Origin of the sequence: Accumulibacter sp. (assembly GCF_036625195.1) — a bacterium.
Classification (GTDB): Bacteria; Pseudomonadota; Gammaproteobacteria; order Burkholderiales; family Rhodocyclaceae; genus Accumulibacter.
Genome location: NZ_JAZKUG010000001.1, coordinates 935,406 through 951,950, shown reverse-complemented (window position 1 = coordinate 951,950; position 16,545 = coordinate 935,406). Strand labels below are relative to the sequence as shown.

10 protein-coding genes are annotated in these 16,545 nt (G+C 67.1%); 3 read left to right on the top strand and 7 right to left on the bottom strand.

What is annotated here, in order from left to right; genetic code table 11:
- Nucleotides 1-49: 49 nt before the first annotated feature.
- The 3 genes from V5B60_RS04165 to V5B60_RS04155 form a co-directional block, all read right to left on the bottom strand.
- Nucleotides 50-3,118: an efflux RND transporter permease subunit gene (locus V5B60_RS04165; protein WP_332345764.1), complete on the bottom strand. Its 3,069-nt coding sequence runs from the start codon at nucleotides 3,116-3,118 to the stop codon at nucleotides 50-52.
- Nucleotides 3,115-4,182, bottom strand: a complete 1,068-nt coding sequence (locus V5B60_RS04160; protein ID WP_332345763.1) for an efflux RND transporter periplasmic adaptor subunit — start codon at nucleotides 4,180-4,182, stop codon at nucleotides 3,115-3,117. Before V5B60_RS04160 ends, V5B60_RS04165 begins: the two co-directional genes overlap by 4 nt.
- Before the next feature lie 115 nt (nucleotides 4,183-4,297).
- Complete coding sequence (locus tag V5B60_RS04155; protein WP_332345761.1) at nucleotides 4,298-5,692, bottom strand: DUF2252 domain-containing protein; 1,395 nt, start codon at nucleotides 5,690-5,692, stop codon at nucleotides 4,298-4,300.
- A 364-nt stretch (nucleotides 5,693-6,056) separates the two neighbouring features.
- On the opposite strand from V5B60_RS04155, the gene V5B60_RS04150 reads away from it, so the two are divergent.
- The 3 genes from V5B60_RS04150 to V5B60_RS04140 all read left to right on the top strand — a co-directional run bounded on the left by V5B60_RS04150 (nucleotide 6,057) and on the right by V5B60_RS04140 (nucleotide 11,627).
- Nucleotides 6,057-8,573: a mechanosensitive ion channel family protein gene (locus V5B60_RS04150; protein WP_332345760.1), complete on the top strand. Its 2,517-nt coding sequence runs from the start codon at nucleotides 6,057-6,059 to the stop codon at nucleotides 8,571-8,573.
- A gap of 191 nt (nucleotides 8,574-8,764) precedes the next feature.
- Nucleotides 8,765-10,216, top strand: coding sequence for a GntP family permease (locus V5B60_RS04145; RefSeq protein WP_332345759.1), 1,452 nt, complete (start codon nucleotides 8,765-8,767; stop codon nucleotides 10,214-10,216).
- Nucleotides 10,217-10,367: 151 nt separating this feature from the next.
- Nucleotides 10,368-11,627, top strand: coding sequence for a patatin-like phospholipase family protein (locus V5B60_RS04140; protein WP_332345758.1), 1,260 nt, complete (start codon nucleotides 10,368-10,370; stop codon nucleotides 11,625-11,627).
- A 32-nt stretch (nucleotides 11,628-11,659) separates the two neighbouring features.
- Here the strand turns inward: V5B60_RS04140 and V5B60_RS04135 are convergent, their stop codons facing one another.
- The 4 genes from V5B60_RS04135 to V5B60_RS04120 all read right to left on the bottom strand — a co-directional run bounded on the left by V5B60_RS04135 (nucleotide 11,660) and on the right by V5B60_RS04120 (nucleotide 16,479).
- On the bottom strand, nucleotides 11,660-13,333 hold the full coding sequence (locus V5B60_RS04135) for an SLC13 family permease (RefSeq protein ID WP_332345757.1): 1,674 nt from the start codon (nucleotides 13,331-13,333) through the stop codon (nucleotides 11,660-11,662).
- Nucleotides 13,334-13,636: 303 nt separating this feature from the next.
- On the bottom strand, nucleotides 13,637-14,551 hold the full coding sequence (locus V5B60_RS04130) for a YihY/virulence factor BrkB family protein (RefSeq protein ID WP_332345756.1): 915 nt from the start codon (nucleotides 14,549-14,551) through the stop codon (nucleotides 13,637-13,639).
- 130 nt (nucleotides 14,552-14,681) lie between these two features.
- Nucleotides 14,682-15,725: an AI-2E family transporter gene (locus V5B60_RS04125; RefSeq protein ID WP_332345755.1), complete on the bottom strand. Its 1,044-nt coding sequence runs from the start codon at nucleotides 15,723-15,725 to the stop codon at nucleotides 14,682-14,684.
- A 295-nt stretch (nucleotides 15,726-16,020) separates the two neighbouring features.
- Nucleotides 16,021-16,479: an SH3 domain-containing protein gene (locus V5B60_RS04120; protein ID WP_332345754.1), complete on the bottom strand. Its 459-nt coding sequence runs from the start codon at nucleotides 16,477-16,479 to the stop codon at nucleotides 16,021-16,023.
- Nucleotides 16,480-16,545: the final 66 nt, after the last annotated feature.

The window sequence follows — 16,545 nt, the reverse complement described above, 5'->3', positions numbered from 1 at the left end:
ATGCGCGCAGCAATGGCCCGGCGAACCGGCGCCGCCGCCCGCCGCGGCTTCATGACGACTGCTCCACGGCCTCGGTCGGCGGCGTCGTCTCGTTGCCGAACACCGTCATGTACAGCGTCGGCAGGAAGACCAGTGTCAGCAGCGTCGCCACGAGCAGGCCGCCCATGATGGCAAAGGCCATCGGCCCCCAGAACACGGTGGGCGCGATCGGCAGCAGACCAAGCACGGTGGACATTGCGGCCAGCATCATCGGCCGGAAGCGATTCGTCGCGCAACTCAGCACTGCATCGCGCACGCCGCGGCCGGCGGCTCGCTCCTCCTCGATGCTGACGATCAGGATCACAGCATTCTTGGCGATCATGCCGATCAGCGCCAGGATGCCGAGAATCGCCACGAAGCCCAGTGGCCGGTTGAAGAGCAGCAGCGATGTCACCACGCCGATCAGCCCCAGCGGCATGATCGCCACCACCATCGCAAGGCGGCGGAAGCTGACCAGCATGACCATCATCGCCAACAGCATCAGGACGATCATCAGCGGCACCACCGCGAACACCGAGGCCTGCGAGACCTGGCTTTCCTCGAACAGGCCGCCGGTCTCCACCGTGTAGGGCTTGGGCAGCCTGCCGGCGAACTCGGCGATCTTCGGCGCCAGCGCGCTCACCACGTCGTCGGGCAGCACGCCTGGCTTGACGTCGGCGCGCACCGTCAGCGTCGGCACCCGGTTGCGGCGCCAAACCAGCGGGAACTCCTGCTCCTCGACGAAGGTCGCGAACTGCTTGAGCGGCACCATGCGACCGCTCGGCGTGGGCACCTGCAGCGAGGCGAGCGTCTGGAACGAAGCACGCTCGCCGTCGGCGGCGCGGACCACGGTGTTGACCAGGTAGATGTCGTCGCGCACCTGCGTCACCGGCGTGCCGGAGATGGCGGCGTTGAGCACGCCGGCGATCGCGGCGGAACTCACGCCCAGTTGCCGCGCCTGGTCCTGGTTGATCTTGACGCGCAGCTGCCGCGCCGGCTCCATCCAGTCGAAGTGCACGTGCCGCGTGCGCGTGTCGCTGCCGACCACGTTGGCCAGTTCCAGCGCCAGGCGCCGCACCTCGTCCTTGTCCGGGCCGGAGACGCGGTACTGCAGCGGCCAGCCCACCGGCGGGCCCAGCTCCAGTGGCGAGACGCGCGAGACGACGTCGGGGAATTGCTCGGCCAGTACCTTCTCGAGCTTGGCCTGCAGCCGCTCGCGCGCCTGGAGGTCCTTGGCGACGATGACGAACTGGCCGAAGAAGGGGTTGGCCAGCTGCACGTCCAGCGTCAGGATGAAGCGGATCGCACCGCGACCGACGTAGCTGCTGAAGTGGTCGACGTCAGGGTCGGTCTTCAGGACTTCTTCCAGCCGCTTGACCTCCTGCTCCGTCGCGAAGATCGATGCGTTCTGGCGCAGCGTCAGATTCACCGTCAGCTCGGGCCGGTCGCTGGACGGGAAGAACTGCCGCGACACGTGGCTCGACAGGACCAGCGCAGCAACGAAGGCGGCCAGCGTGACGCCGATGGTCAGCCACTTCATGCGGATCGCGCCCTGCACGAAGCCGCTGTAGACCTGCAGCAGCTTGCCCGGTTTGGGCTCGGTCGCCTGTTTTTGCGGCGGCTTGAGGAGCGCCTTGCCGATCAGTGGCGCGAAGATCACCGCCACCAGCCAGCTGACGATCAGCGAGATGGCGACCACCGAGAAGATCGAGAAGGTGTACTCGCCGGCCGAGCTCCTGGCGAAGCCGATCGGCACGAAACTCGCGATCGTGACCAGCGTGCCGATCAGCATCGGTGCAGCGAGCGTGCGATAGGCAAAGGTCGCTGCCTGGTCCGGGCTGTCGCCGGCGCCCAGCCGGCGCAGCATCGCATCCACCGTGGTCATCGCATCGTCGACCAGCATCCCGAGCGCGATGATCAGCGCGCCCAGCGAGATGCGGTGCAGGTCGATGTGGGCCACGTCCATGACCGCGAAGACGATGGCCATCGTCAGCGGGATCGCCAGCGCCACCACGGTGCCCGGGCGCACACCCAGGCTGACGAAGCTGCACGCTAGGATGATGACGATCGCCTGCCACAGCGAGGTCATGAAGTCGCTGATCGCGTGGTCGACGGTGACCGCCTGGTCGGCGACCAGCGTCGTCTCGATGCCGACCGGCAGGTTGGCGACGACCTCGGCAATCACCTGACGCAGGTTGTCGCCGAGGGCGAGGATGTCGCCGGCGTCGCGCATGGCGATCGCCAGGCCGATGGCGGGCTTGCCGTTGACGCGGAACATCGGCTGCGGCGGATCGGTGAAGCCGCGTCGCACGTTGGCGATGTCGCCGAGGCGGAAGATGCGGTCGCCGGCGACGATGTTCACCGCCTCGATGTCGCGTTCGGAGTCGAAAGCGCCGGAAACGCGCAGGAACACCCGTTCCTGCTCACCCTGCATCGTTCCGGCCGGACGCACCAGGTTCTGCGCCTGCAGCGTGGCGATGATCTGGCTCAGGTTCAGGCGCAGGCCGGCGAGTCGCTCGGTGGAAAACTCGATGTAGATCTGCTCGTCCTGCGCGCCGAGGACCTCGATCTTCGACACGTCGGGCACCTGCAGCAGCCGCGAGCGCGCCGCCTCGACATGGTCGCGCAGTTCGCGGAAGCTGAAGCCGTCGGCGGTGAAGGCGTAGATGATGCCGAAGGTGTCGCCGAAGTCGTCGTTGAGGAAGGGGCCGAGCACGCCCTGCGGCAGCGTGTGGCCCATGTCGCCGACGTTCTTGCGCACCTGGTACCAGATGTCGGGCACCTTGGCAGGCGGCGTCGACGTCTTCAGGTCGACGAAGATCGTGGTCTGACCGGCGACGGTGTAGCTGCGGAGGCGATCGAGGTAGTCGGTCTCTTGCAGCGTGCGCTCGAGCCGCTCGGTCACCTGCTTCATGGTCTCTTCCGCGGTGGCGCCGGGCCAGACGGCAGCGACGACCATGGTGCGGACTGTGAAGGCCGGATCCTCGCCACGTCCCAGCTTGAAGAAGGACATGACGCCGGCCACCACCGCCAGGATCATCAGGAAGACGACGAGCGAGCGCTTATTCAGCGCCCATTCCGACAGGTTCGGTCCGATCACGGGCGGGCCTCCGGCACGCGTACCTTCTGGCCCGGGCGCAGTGCCTGCACGCCGGCGGTGACGACGACGTCGCCCGGGTTCAGCCCCGCCGCCACCTGCACGGTGTTGGCGTCGCCCCCGCCGAGCTGGACGTTGCGCAACGATACGGTGCTTGACGCCTTGTCGACCACCCAGACCGCGACCTTGCCATCGGCACGCACCAGCGCCGATGCCGGCACCTCGATGGCCAGCGCCTCGGGCAGCTGCATCTTGCCGGTAACGGTGCTGCCCAGGCGCATGGCCGGTGGTGGGTCGATCAGGCGTACACGCACGGCGAAGGTGCCGGTCACCGGATCCGCGCGCGGCGCGACTTCCCGTACCCGGCCGGCAGCCGTCACCCGCGGGTCGTCGGCCAGCGCCACGGTGATCTCCGGATTCTTCGGTGCGATGTCCTTGATCCGGCCCGGCACGTCGAACACGGCGTCGCGCGCGCCCTCGCGCGCCACCTGCACGATCATCCGTCCGGCCGAAACGACTTCGCCGGGCTCCGGTCCGCGCGCCGTCACGACGCCGGCCACGTTGGCCATCAGGCGGGTATAACTCAAACGGTTCTCCGCCAGGCTGACCTGTGACTGTACCGCCTCGACCTGCGACTCGGTGGTCTTCAGGACGGCCACGGCCTGGTCGAACGAGGCGCGCGAGACGGCGTCCTCGGCGACCAGCTCGCGCATGCGCGCATGATTGCTGCGCGCCTCGACCAACTGAGCCCTTGCTGCCGCCAACTGCGCACGCGCCGCCTGCAGGCTGCTTTCCTCGTTCTGCGGATCGAGTCGCGCAATGAGTTGGCCGGGCTTGACGCTGTCGCCGATGTCCACCGTCCGCTCGACCAGCCTGCCGTCGATGCGGAAGGACTCGTTGATCTCGGTCTGCGCCTGCACGACGCCGGTCAGCGAGGCCATCCCGCTTGCGGCACGGCTCTCGATGGTGATTGCACGCACCGGGCGAATCTCCGGCTGCAAGGCTTCGTCAGCGCGCTGACAGCCCGCCAGCAGCGCCAGTGCAGCGAGCGGCAGCAAGACTTTCATTCCGGACAGCGGAGGAGTTCTTCGGATGGCGGGGTTCACGAACACGGAGCGGCTCCTTGTCAAAGTCCTGCGGGCCTGGCGGGCAAGCCCGCGACGCGGGATGGCAAATTCGGCCCTACCAACCGGGCGCGCTCGCGAGCGTGCCCGCGGCGATGGCGCGCTCGAGCTGCGCGTGGTCGCGCTCGTTCTGGTCGGCGTACAGGCGGGCGAAACGGCAAAGGGCGGTGGCAAACTGGTCGCCCTTGCCCAGGTACGAGCTGATCGCCACGGCGTCCCCCGAGCGGGCGTGCGCCCGCGCCAGCGTCTCGCCGCAGGCGGCGGCAAACTCGACCAGACAGGGAGCGAGCAACTTGATGTCGAGGATGATCTTCATGTCGCGGAACTGCCGCACATAGTAATCCCTGCCCTGGAAAGAGCCCCAACCGACGAAGATGCCGGTTGCCGTCTGCAGAGCGCGCTTGCCGGCGATCACCCGGGCCCCGTGATGGTCGTGCCGGCTGCGGCCGAGGCGGGACTCGTACACCGACGGACCCGCCTGCTTGATCTGCAGGAACAGCGGGTCGCTGCCGCTGCGGCCCTCGAAGAGGGCCAGATAGACGCGCATGCCGACGCTGCCCACCCCCACCACCTGGCGGACCACGTCAACGAGGGTGAAGCGGTCGAACAGGACGCGCCGATCCTCCTGCAGCGTCATCCGGTACCCGGCGAGGAGCTGGTCGGTCAGCGCGTCCTGCTCCTCGTCATCGATGGCGACGCGGAAGGGTGGATCCTCGTCGATCCGCGGCCGGCCGTCGACCATCGAGGTGAGCTTGGCGAAAGCGCCGAGGTGAGTGCGGCTCCTGGATTCCTTCTTGATGTGCACCTCGATCGGCCCGCGGTCGTCCGCCGTGAAGTAGCTGATCAGGCTGTCGACATGCGTTCCATCGTACCAGAGGCTGAGTTCGCCCATCTTGGCGCAGCGCGCCATGCGCTCCCGATACGCCTCCACTGCCGTGACCACCGCCTCATCCGCCGTCGCCGCCTTGATCCCGTCCTCGCGGGCCGCCACCACCAGGCTCGCGGCGAGTCGCTGCACATCCCATTCGAAAGGCCCGGGCAAGGTCTCGTCGAAGTCGCGAAGGTCGAACAGGAGGTTCCTTTCAGGCGTTGCCCAGAGGCCGAAGTTGAGCACGTGAGCGTCGCCGCAGAGCTGCACGAGCAGCCCGCTGTGCGGCCTGGAGGCAAGATCGGCGGCCATCACCGCAGCTGCTCCGCGGTAGTAGTTCCACGGCGAGGCGACCATGCGGCCATGCCTGACGGGGAGCAACTCGGGGACCCGGATCGCGTTCTGGGCGATGATCGTGTCGAGGGCATCGTGCCCGCGTGCGGCCTCGTCCCAGCGCGCCAGAGCGCTCCGCGGCGCCCGCGTGCGTGCCGCCTTGCCGGCCGCCTTTCGCTCCGCGACGGTTTCCCGGATGTCGTGCACCGGCGCCGCTGCCGGCGAAGTCGTTCTGGTTTCGGTCCCCGTCATGGAGGCAGTCCTCGAAGCGCGTCCGGCGTACCGCCAGAAGGGTTGCAATGAACAGGATGACCCGATGGCCTCGCTGGCCCGCGGCAGCTGCGGCATGCGGTGCACGGCATCGTTTCAAATCCGGCGAAGGATGCATCCGGGGCAGGGGGTTGTCAACCGGCACGGTGCAGCGGACGGGCGACGGCGGATTGATTTCGTTGCCGCAGGAATGCGACACTCTGCGCCGGCGACTCGGCTGCAGCATCGCGGGTGAAACCTCGCTGCGCGGGAAGCGACAGTGCCTCGCCGCGGGTTGGCCAGCAGCACCTGGCTGCAGAAGCGCTGGCGTTGCCCACCGACGTGCCGATCAGGGAGCACGAGACGCATGCGATTCCCATTCCTTCCGTTCGCACTCTGCCGCTGGTCGACAGGCTGCCGCCAGACGTTTCGCCGGCCGCTGCGCCATGCCTGGTTTGCCCTTGGCACGCCGCTGCTGTGGCTCATGGTCGCGGTGGCAGCCGCTCGCGCGCAGGTGGTCACCGTCGGCGCCGACAGCCCTGCGGCGCAGGCCGACGTCCTGCTGCAGGCGCCGGCCCTCCGGTCGGCCGACATCCCTGCTCGCGCCGACGCCGACGAGCAGGATATCCTGGCCATCGTGCGCCGCGCGCAGGTGCCGGATGCCGCCCGGCGCTACGAAGAAGCTCTCGCGCGCCACACCGCAGCCATCCGGAAACTCGAGGAACGCTCCGGCAGGAGCGACCTGGCGGTGTTGTCGGTGCGCCGGCTGGAGAGCCTGCAGCGCCACTGGCTGCTCTACGAGCGATCCCTCGCCCAGACGCGTGCGGATCTGGCGCGCACGATCAACGCCCGCTCCGAGGACGTGTCCGAACTGGCGAGCCGCCGGGCGGTCTGGCAGGCCACCGAGCAGAGCGCGGGTCTGCCGCCCGCCCTGCGCGAACGCGTCGAGGAGATGGTTGCCCACATCGACGACGCGGAAAAGCTCGTTTCGCTGCCACTCGCCACCCTGCTCGCTCTCGGGCGAACCGGTGGCGCGCTGGCCACCCACGTGCAGCAGGGCGTCGTCGCGCTGTCTGGAATGGTCGAGGACCAGGACCGGCGGCTGGTGAGCATGGATACGCCGCCGCTGTGGCTGGCGCTGCGCGACGCCGGGTCGCGCGAGCCGGTGACCTCTGGTCTGACCCGTAGCCTCGATATCGAGCGTGCCTTCGCCAGCAGTTACGACGCTGCCAACCTGCGCTGGCTGCCGGCCCTCGCGGCCGGCGCCGTGCTGCTGCTGCCGGCGATGGTCTGGCTGCGGCATCGCGCCCGCGCGCTGGTGGCGAGCGGGCAGGCCACCGAGCCATCGATGCGCGCGCTCTCGCGACCGTGGGCGGCATGGTTGCTGCTCGTCCTGATCGGTGCCGTCGTCTACGACATCCAGGGGCCGATCTTTCGCCAGCAGGCGGTGATGCTGCTCGCCTGGATTCCGGTGCTGGCGCTCGTCCAGCGCCGCGTGCTGGCCAGCGTCGGCCCGTGGGCCTATTCCAGCGCGCTGTTCTATTGTCTCAACACCATGGCCTCGATGCTGCTCGGCGATCAGTTGCTGTACCGCAGCGTCCTCCTCGCCCTGAACCTGCTGATGTTGCTGACCCTGTCCTGGCGCATGCTGCGCGCGCGCCGCCGTGCTGCCGACGAGGACGGGCCGCTGCCCGTCTGGGCGCTGACTCTGCTTGGCTGCGTCGCCGGCGGCGTGCTGTTCGTATCGGCGGCGTCCAACGTCCTCGGCAACATCTCGTTGGCGACGATGCTCACCGGCGCGCTGCTTGACAGCAGCTATGCCGCGCTGGCGCTGTACGCCGGCAGCACGGTCCTGGTGGCCCTGTTCCAGGTAGCGATTCCCCGCGCGGCGCTGGCGCGCGTCGCCGGGCGCCATTCCGCTTCGCTGATCCCGCTTGCAGCCCGTCTCGGTCGTACACTGATGGTGCTGGCCTGGCTGATCTACGCGTTGCAGTCGTTTCGCCTCTACCGCCCGCTGTCGAGTGCGCTGCTGACGCTGCTCACGCACGAATTCCAGCTGGGCCTGCTGTCGATCAGCCTGGGTAGCCTCGCGGCATTTTCGCTGGCGATCTGGGCCGCCTTCTGGCTGGCCAGGACGATCCGCCTGCTGCTCGCCGAAGATCTGCTGCCGGCCCTGTCCTTGCCGCGCGGGGTGGGTGACAGCATCTCGACGCTGAGCTACTACGGCATCCTCTTCATCGGCCTGCTGCTGGCTCTGGCCATGGCCGGCTTCCAGGTAGGGCAACTCGCCCTCATCTTCGGCGCCCTCGGTGTCGGTATCGGTTTCGGCCTGCAGGACGTGGTGAAGAACTTCGTCGCCGGGCTGATACTGATGTTCGAGCGACCGATCCGGCTGGGCGACGTGGTCGATGTCGCCGGGATGAGCGGCAAGGTGCGCGACATCGGCATGCGCGCGACGACCATCACCACCTTCGATGGCGCCGAGGTGGTGGTGCCGAACGGCATGCTGCTGGCCGACAAGCTGGTGAACTGGACGCTCAGCGGCAGCAACCGGCGCATCCACGTCGGGGTCAGCACGGGCTACGGCGTGCGCCCTGCACAGACCATCGAACTGCTGGTGCGCATCGCGCGTGCTGTCGAGGGGATCGCCTCGTCGCCCGCCCCGATCGCCGTCCTGACCGGCCTGACGCCGGGTGCGCTCGAGTACAGCGTACGCGCGTGGACCAAACCGGGTTCCGACTGGGTGGTGGTGCACAGCGACCTGTCCGTGGCGATTCGCGACGGTCTGGCGGAGGCCGGCGTCGAGGTGCCCCTGCCGCAACGCGAACTGCACCTGCGGAGCGCGCCCGGAGCACTCGTGCCGGCGGCGGCTGCGGATCGCTAGCGGCGGCAGAGGGCAGACATCCGGCGCGACACGGACGGGCGATGGACGATCGCCTCGTGCTTGCCATACAATGACTCCATGTGGCGCGATGACGACGTCCGTCCGGCTGGTTGGTCGCGCGACGCGCAAGCCGCACGCGCCTGCCCAAACCGGATGCTCGACCTCAACCTTCTGCTCAAGACACTCTGACCATGGGTCTGCTCGGCATCCTGCTCGGTCTCGGACTGCTCGTCTGGCTGGCTTTTCGCGGCTGGAGCGTGCTCGGGCTGGCGCCCATCGCCGCGCTGGTCGCGGCGGCTTTCGCCGGCGATCCGCTCCTCGCCAACTGGACCCAGACCTTCATGGGGGCGGCCGCGGGTTTCATCGCGCAGTTCTTTCCGCTGTTCCTGCTCGGCGCATTGTTTGGCAAGCTGATGGACGACAGTGGCTCGGTCACCGCCATTGCGCATTGCATGACCGAGCGGCTCGGGCCACACCGTGCCATCCTCGCCGTCGTCCTCGCTGGCGCATTGGTCACCTACGGCGGCGTCAGCGTGTTCGTCGCGATGTTCGTCCTCGCACCCATGGGCCAGGCCCTGTTCCGCGCCGCCCACGTGCCGAATCGGCTGCTGCCGGCGGCCGTGATGCTCGGCACCGCCACCTTCACGATGTCGGCCCTGCCGGGTACGCCGGCGATCCAGAATGCGATCCCGATGCCGTTCTTCGGCACCACGCCGTTCGCGGCGCCCGGCCTCGGCTTCATGGCGGCCGCCATCATGCTGGGCTTCGGCCTTTGGTGGCTGACGCGCGCCGAGTCGGCCGCGCGCCGCGCCGGCGAAGGCTTCGCCAGCGCGATCGGCTCGGCCTCGCAGGCCGCGCATGATCCAGTGGTGCGCGAGCGCGCCACGGCGTCGCACGAATTCGATCCCGCAGAGGTCGAGCACGGCGCGCGCAGTGCGCAATTGCCGGGCTTCGGCGTTGCCCTGTTGCCGCTCGTCGTCGTCATCACGGTCAACCTGACGATGTCGCTGCTGGTGCTGCCGCGCCTCGACACGAGCTACCTGGCGGAACTGCGCTGGGGCGAAACCTCGCTGGCGAGCGTCGGCGGCGTCTGGTCGGTGATCGTCGCGCTGGCGGCGGCGATCGTCGTGCTCTACCTGTGCAACCGCGGTCGTCTGCTGGCGCTGCGCGAGACCGTGGACGCCGGCCTGAATGCTTCGGCGCTGCCGGTGCTGAGTGTTGCCAGTCTGGTCGGCTTCGGCGCGGTGGTGGCGTCGCTGCCCGCCTTCGCGGCCGTGCGTGACTGGGTGCTGGGCATCGAGGGCGGCCCGCTGGTCGGTCTGGCGCTCGCCACCAACGTGCTCTCGGCACTCACCGGTTCGGCCTCGGGCGGCCTGACGATTGCCCTCGGCGCCCTCGGCGAAACCTACATGCAACTCGCTGCGACGCATGGCATCGACCCGGCACTGATGCACCGCGTGGCGGTGATCGGCGCCGCCACGCTCGACAGCCTGCCGCACAACGGCGCCGTCGTGACCTTGCTCGCCGTCTGCGGCGCCACGCACCGGCAAAGCTACCTCGACATCGTCATGGTCGCCATTGTCGGCGCCTTGCTGGCGCTCGCTGCGGTCATTGCCGTGGGCTCGACAGTCGGTTCGTTCTAGCCGTGGCCAGCCAGACACCGGTATTGGCGGACCGGCGAGCGGGTTGCTCGCGCGCCGGGCAGCGGGACGGATGGCCCGCGACCGGTGCCTCGCTTTCCCGGGAGGACGCCGTAGCGTCTTCCATTTTCTTGATGAACGTGAAAGACCCGACATGAACACGAAAAAAGTCGCCATCGCCTGTCAAGGTGGCGGTACGCACGCAGCATTCACCTGGGGCGTCCTGACGCAGATCCTGGCAACCAAGAAGGCGTGGGACGCCGAGGCGGGAGAGCAAGGAAAGTTCGACATCGTTGCCATCAGCGGCACCTCTGCCGGAGCGCTTTGCGCCCTGGCCACCTGGTACGGACTCGTCCCGAACGCCGCCGACGCCGACTGCGGCACGCTCGACAAGGCGATCGAGCGGCTGAATTTCCTCTGGAACAACTTCGCTGCGACGACGCCGGTGGAGATCGCCCACAACCAGATGGTCGGCACGCTGCTGCAGTGGAAGGCGCAGGGCATGCCGTTCCCGGGATCGAATCCCTACTCCGGGCATGGCGATATCGGCCTGTCGGCGCTGGCGATGATGGGTGCGCGCAGCGATTACCTGGGTTTTCCGGAACTGCTCGCCGCGCTCTGTCCGGATTTCGCGACGATCGACTGGGCGGCAGTGGCGCAGGCCGAGCGGCGAGTGCTGGTCGGCGCGATCGAGGTGCTCAGCGGCAACTTCGAGATCTTCGATTCCAACAAGACGCTCGAGGAACTCAGTCTGCTGGCCCACCCACCGAAGTTCGATCAATACGACAGCACGCGCTGGCGCATGCGCCGGGCGTTCTCGCTCGAGGGTGTGGCTGCGTCGGGGACGCTGCCCGAGATCCTGCCGGCGCAGGTCATCGGCAACACGATGTTCCCCACTTGCGAACCGAACAAGGTCGTGACGCGAAACGCCTACTACTGGGACGGCCTGTATTCGCAGAACCCTCCCGTTCGTGACCTCCTGGACGCCGGGACAAAGGCAGCAAAGCCTGACGAAATCTGGGTCGTGCGCATCAACCCGCAGGAGATCTCACCGCAATCGCAGAAGGTCAGCCTCGAGGACATCAAGGATCGGGAGAACGACCTCGCCGGCAATCTCTCGCTGAATCAGGAACTCGACCACATCCTGACGATCAATCGCTGGATCGCGCGACATGGCGATCGCCATCCGCCGCTGCAGGGCCGGAAGATCGTCGACGTGCGGACGATCAAGATGCGGCGCGAAACCGCCTGGGGTCTCCAGCACACGTCGAAATTCGACCGCAGTGCTGGCCATTTCGCCAGGCTGCACGAGGAAGGGCAGGCGGTTGCCGAACAGTGGCTGGCGGACTGGCGCGCACGCGGCAAGGACTTCGCCTCGTATCCGGACGATGCCCGTTACCCGGAGCCCGCCTGATTCCGGCTGCTGTCGGCGCGCGCGCCCCGCTGCTAGAGCCGCATTTGCAGGTGGAGCAGCAGGTAGGTGACGACGACGACCGTCACCAGAGATCCGGCGACCAGCGGGATGCCGAACCTGGCGAACGAGGCCGAGGTGTAGCCGCCGGGCTGCATCACCATCAGGTTCGATTGATGGCTGAACGGGTTGATGAAGGTGAACGAGATGCACGTCCCGATCAGCGCCAGCAGTGCCACCGGGTTGATGCCGAGTTCACTGGCGATGCCGATCGCCACCGGCGTCAGGATCGACGCAGCAGCGGCATTGGTGACGAGGTTGGTGACGATCGCCGTCGTCAGCGCGAAGACGATGACGACGAGCAGCATGCTGCCTCCCGCGAGGCGTCCGATTACGTCGGCGAGGACGGCGGCCAGTCCGCTCTCGACGACGATGGCGCCGAGCGCCACCGAACCGACGAGAATGAACAACACGTTCCAGTCGAGGGCGCGCACGGCGGACTTCGGCGTCAGGATGCCGGTGACCACCATGAGGACGGCCCCGGTCAGTGAGGCGAGCTCGACCGCAACCAGTCCGAAGGACGCCGAAACGATGACCGCGACGAGGATGGCCAGAGCGAACGCGGTCTTCGCCGGTTGCGGGCTCAGGCCGGCGGCCTTCTCGAAAATCGCCACATCCGGCTGGTCGACCAGCAGGGACTTGCGCGGGGTGGTGACGAAGGCGGTGGCGCCGGGGCGCACCTCGGTGTCGCGCAACGGGATGCTGGTCCGCGCAGCGATTACCCGGATACCGCCGTCGGTCTCGAAGTCGCGCACCGTCCCGTTGGCGCCCGAGCCAACCGACACCCGGTAGAGACGCTGTTCGGCCAAGCCGAAGAGCGGGCTGCCCCACAGGGTGGTGACGCCGCCCTCGGTCGCCGAGAAGACCAGGGTGTCGCCAGCCTCGATCGGCGCCGACGGATCGAGGTCAGTGTCCCAGCGCCGGATCGCATCGAGGGCATATTGCTGCGTCTGGTCGATCCCGAAATCCGCGGCCACGCGACCAATCGCCAGCGCCTTGCCCGAGACCGGGATTTCGACGCGCCAGTCGCGGGCCGCGACGACCGTTTCGCCCTGACCGCGCAGCATCAGCGGCGCGGTCAGATAGACGATCACCGCGCCGACGATGGCAACCGGCAAGGCCACCGGGGCGAACGACAGCATCGTCATGTCGACTCCTGCTGGCGCGGCGATGCCGGCGATGAGCAGGTTCGAACTGGTGCCGATCAACGTCACCGAGCCGGCCAGGGTCGTGATGTGCGCGACGGGCAGCAGCACCTCACGAGCGTTGATGCCGCGGTTCTGCTCGAGTTCCTTGGCCGCCGGAACGAGCATGGCAACGATCGGGGTGGTGTTCATCAGGCCGGATCCGACACTGATCGGCAGCGCCAGGCGACGCACGGCGTGCTGCGCGCTGCTGACGGTCGACAGAAGTGCCCAGGTGACGCGCGACACCGCCCCGGTATGGACGATGCCCTTGGCGATGACGAGCATTGCCGCCACCGTGATGATGCCGCCGTTGCTCAATCCGGCGAGGAGGTTCGGCACCGGGGCCAAACCGGTGACGCCCGCGACGCAGATCGCCGCAGCCAGGGCAAGGACGGCAGGAACCCGCCCCGAGGCCATGGCGATGAGGGTCGCGAGTACGACCAGAGCGGCAAAGTAGATCATGTGATGCCTCCTTCCTCCAGGACGCCAGGCAGTTTCCTGATGGCCGCCGTCCTGTGCACAACGGCTTTCCCGTCACCTCCGAGTGTTCGGACGCCCAGGGGGTCGTGCGCTCCCGGATCTTCAGGCCTCATGCTTGCGCCGCCCCGCAGCGACGGGTGGATCCTTGCCCACCGATCGGTCCATGTCTGTTTGCGCCAGCCCTGGGTCGGCAATCATACAGAACTTCGTGGCGACCGGGCACGTTGGCCGGCTGGCGTGCCGGAGTGGTCGGCAATGCGCCAGCAGCGACGTCGCGAAAACCGTTCAGTGGCCGGTGGCAGGTTCGCCATCGCCCTCCCGGAGTGCTTCGGCGTGGCTGGACAACGCCTGCCCCTTGCGCGAGCCGAACCGGTGCGAGTAGACCCAGGTGAATTCGGCGCCGAACAGGAAGATCTGGGCGGAATAGTACACCCAGAGCAGCACGACGATCAGCGAGGCCGAAACGCCGAAATGGGATGAAACGCCGCTTCTCCCGATGTAGGCACCGATCAGCGCCTTGCCGGCGATGAACAGGAGTGATGTGACGATCGCGCCGACCCAGACATCGTTCCAGTGGATCCGGACGCGCGGCATGGTCTTGTAGATCATCGCAAAAACCGCCGTCGCCAGCATGAGGCCGAGTGAGACCTCGCTCGTGTTCTCGATCGTCGCCCAACCTCTGGTATCCGGATCAAGCCATTTGCTCAAGGCGGCCAGGCCCGCACTGAAAGCGAGCGAAACGGTGAGCAGGAAGCCGATTCCGAGAATCATCCCGAAAGACAGCAGACGGGCGCGCAGCAGCCTCCAGATCCCGGACGTTCTTGCCCTTTGCGGTGCGCGCCAGATGCGATCGAGCGCGTCCTGCAACTCGGCGAAGACCGATGTCGCGCCAATGAAGAGAAAGATCAATCCGAAAATTGCTGCCATGGCGCTTTCGGCGGGCCTGCCCGCGCTTTCCAGCAGAGCCTGCACGGCCAGCGCTCCAGGTGTCCCCAGCAATCCCTGCAGTTGCGCAAGGATTTCACCGCGCGCGGCCTGCTCGCCGAAAAAGAACCCGGCGATCGAAATCACGATCAGCAACAGGGGAGCAATCGAAAACATCGTGTAGAAGGCCAGAGCCGCTCCCATGCTTTGGGCGTAGTCATCGACCCAGTTCACGGCAGCCGCCTTGAAGAGATCCAGGATGTCCCGGAACTTCACGCCCCGACGCCTTGCCGGTCAGCGAGACCTCGCGCGCGCGTCGGCCCGCCGTGCAGCGGCCAGCATTTGACGCCGGTCGGAAACGGTCGCGGCGGACGCCCCGCCTCGCCGAGACGCTGCGGCACTGCCCTCACAGACTGCCGTTCCGCGAGAGGAGGACCGCGATCGGGCGCGTACTCGGAAACCCGGAAAAGATGATGACCATGACGGCGGTAATCGGAACCGCCAGGAATGCGCCAGCGATCCCCCACAATTCGGACCAGATCGCCAGGCTGACCAGGATGGCGAATGGACTCAGGTTGAGCGAATTGCCCATGAGGTAGGGGTCGAGAAAGTTGCCAATCAGGAACTGCGCGAGCACCAGGCCGAGCACCACCCAGAACACCACGTTCGCATCCGGGAACTGCATGATCGCCATGATGCCCGGGAAGAGCACGCCGAGAAAGGAGCCGATGTAGGGAACATAATTCAGAAGGGCGATCAGCACCGCCCAGAACGCGGCGAATTCAAGTCCAGCGAAGACCATGATTCCCCAGCTGATTGCTCCCAGGAACAGGTTGATGAGCGTCTTCAGTGCCAGATAGGAACCGATCCGCTGGTTGATGTCGGTGGTCATGGCCCGAATCCGCGCCACGCGGCCCGCGTCGCTCGACATGTTTTCGATCTTCCGGGAGAAGAATCGCCGTTCGGCCAACAGGAAGGTGGCATACATGCAGACGACGATGATGCTGAAGATCATCGACGACACCGAGGCCAGCATCGAGCCGAGCAGGCGCTGGATGTTGATCTGGGCGAAAATTTCCTGCCGCAGCGTGGTCCACGTGGGTTCAGCCTCGATGCGCAGCAGGACGGCGAGTCTCTGGATGGCGGCGAGAAGCGATTGCTGGTATTGCGGGGCAATCGCCAGAAACCGGTCCTTGTTGATCAGGAACAGGTACACGACGACGAGCAGTGACAGCGTGATGACGAGCACCGAGAGCACGTATCGCGCTTGCAGCGGCAGAATGCGGCCGAGCAACGGAAATCCCTGCATGGCCTGCGCCAGGCCGACGATCACATAGACGACGAAAAGCCCGAAGAATACCGGAACGAAGATGTCCTTCCCGATGTACAGCAGCCAACCGGTGAGCAGCATCAGGGCGGTGCCATGCACGAAACGCTGAAGTCTATCCACGTCTGAACCCGCCCGTTGCCTTGGCCGTCCCCGTGTCCTCTGGCGCTGCCGATTCAAGCACTGGCGCGCGCTGCATGAGCGAGCGGGATGTTCGGCAGTGCCGCCTGGCGCGCAGCTCGCGACAGAGGATCCTCACACCTGAGAACACGCGCTGTCCTGCTGCGGAGGAGGTCATGCATGCCACCGCTCGCACTGCGGCTGGCATCGCGGCGGCCGCCAGGCCCTTCGACAGCCTAGCGGACAGCGCGAAACAGGCTTGCCGAAGTGGCGACTCGCGTTGCCGCCGGACCGTCTATCATTGCCTGGCGGCCGACGCAGGCGCACGCCATTCGCGCGGTGGCGGGCGGCGGTCCCAGCGCTTCTGCCAATAGGCCTTGCGTCCGAACCAGTGCTGGCGCTGGTAGTGGGCGTCCCAGTATTCCCCGAGAGAAAAGTCGGCTTGCGGCAGGCCGAGGTCGGGGCCACCATTGAGAATGGTGACCACCCTGCCATCGAACGGGATGGACAGGAAGCGGGCATACACCCAGCCGCGATCACGACCGGCCGTGACATCGCACCACCGCCAGTTGGCCACACAGCCGTGCACGGTCACCCTGGTCCCGCTCAGGAGCCAAGTGACGGTCGGGAAGTTCTTCTCGGGACCGGCGCGGACATTGACCGAGGTGGTCGTGGTCGCAGTCTGTTCGGCCGCATTGGCCATGCATGACGCACCGGCGATGACCAGTGCGAGCACCAAATTCAGAGGACTGAGCATAAGCATCCTGTCGCAGGTTGATCCAATCCCTTCCGAGAACTGCCCTCACCCGCCTTGCCGTCGCGA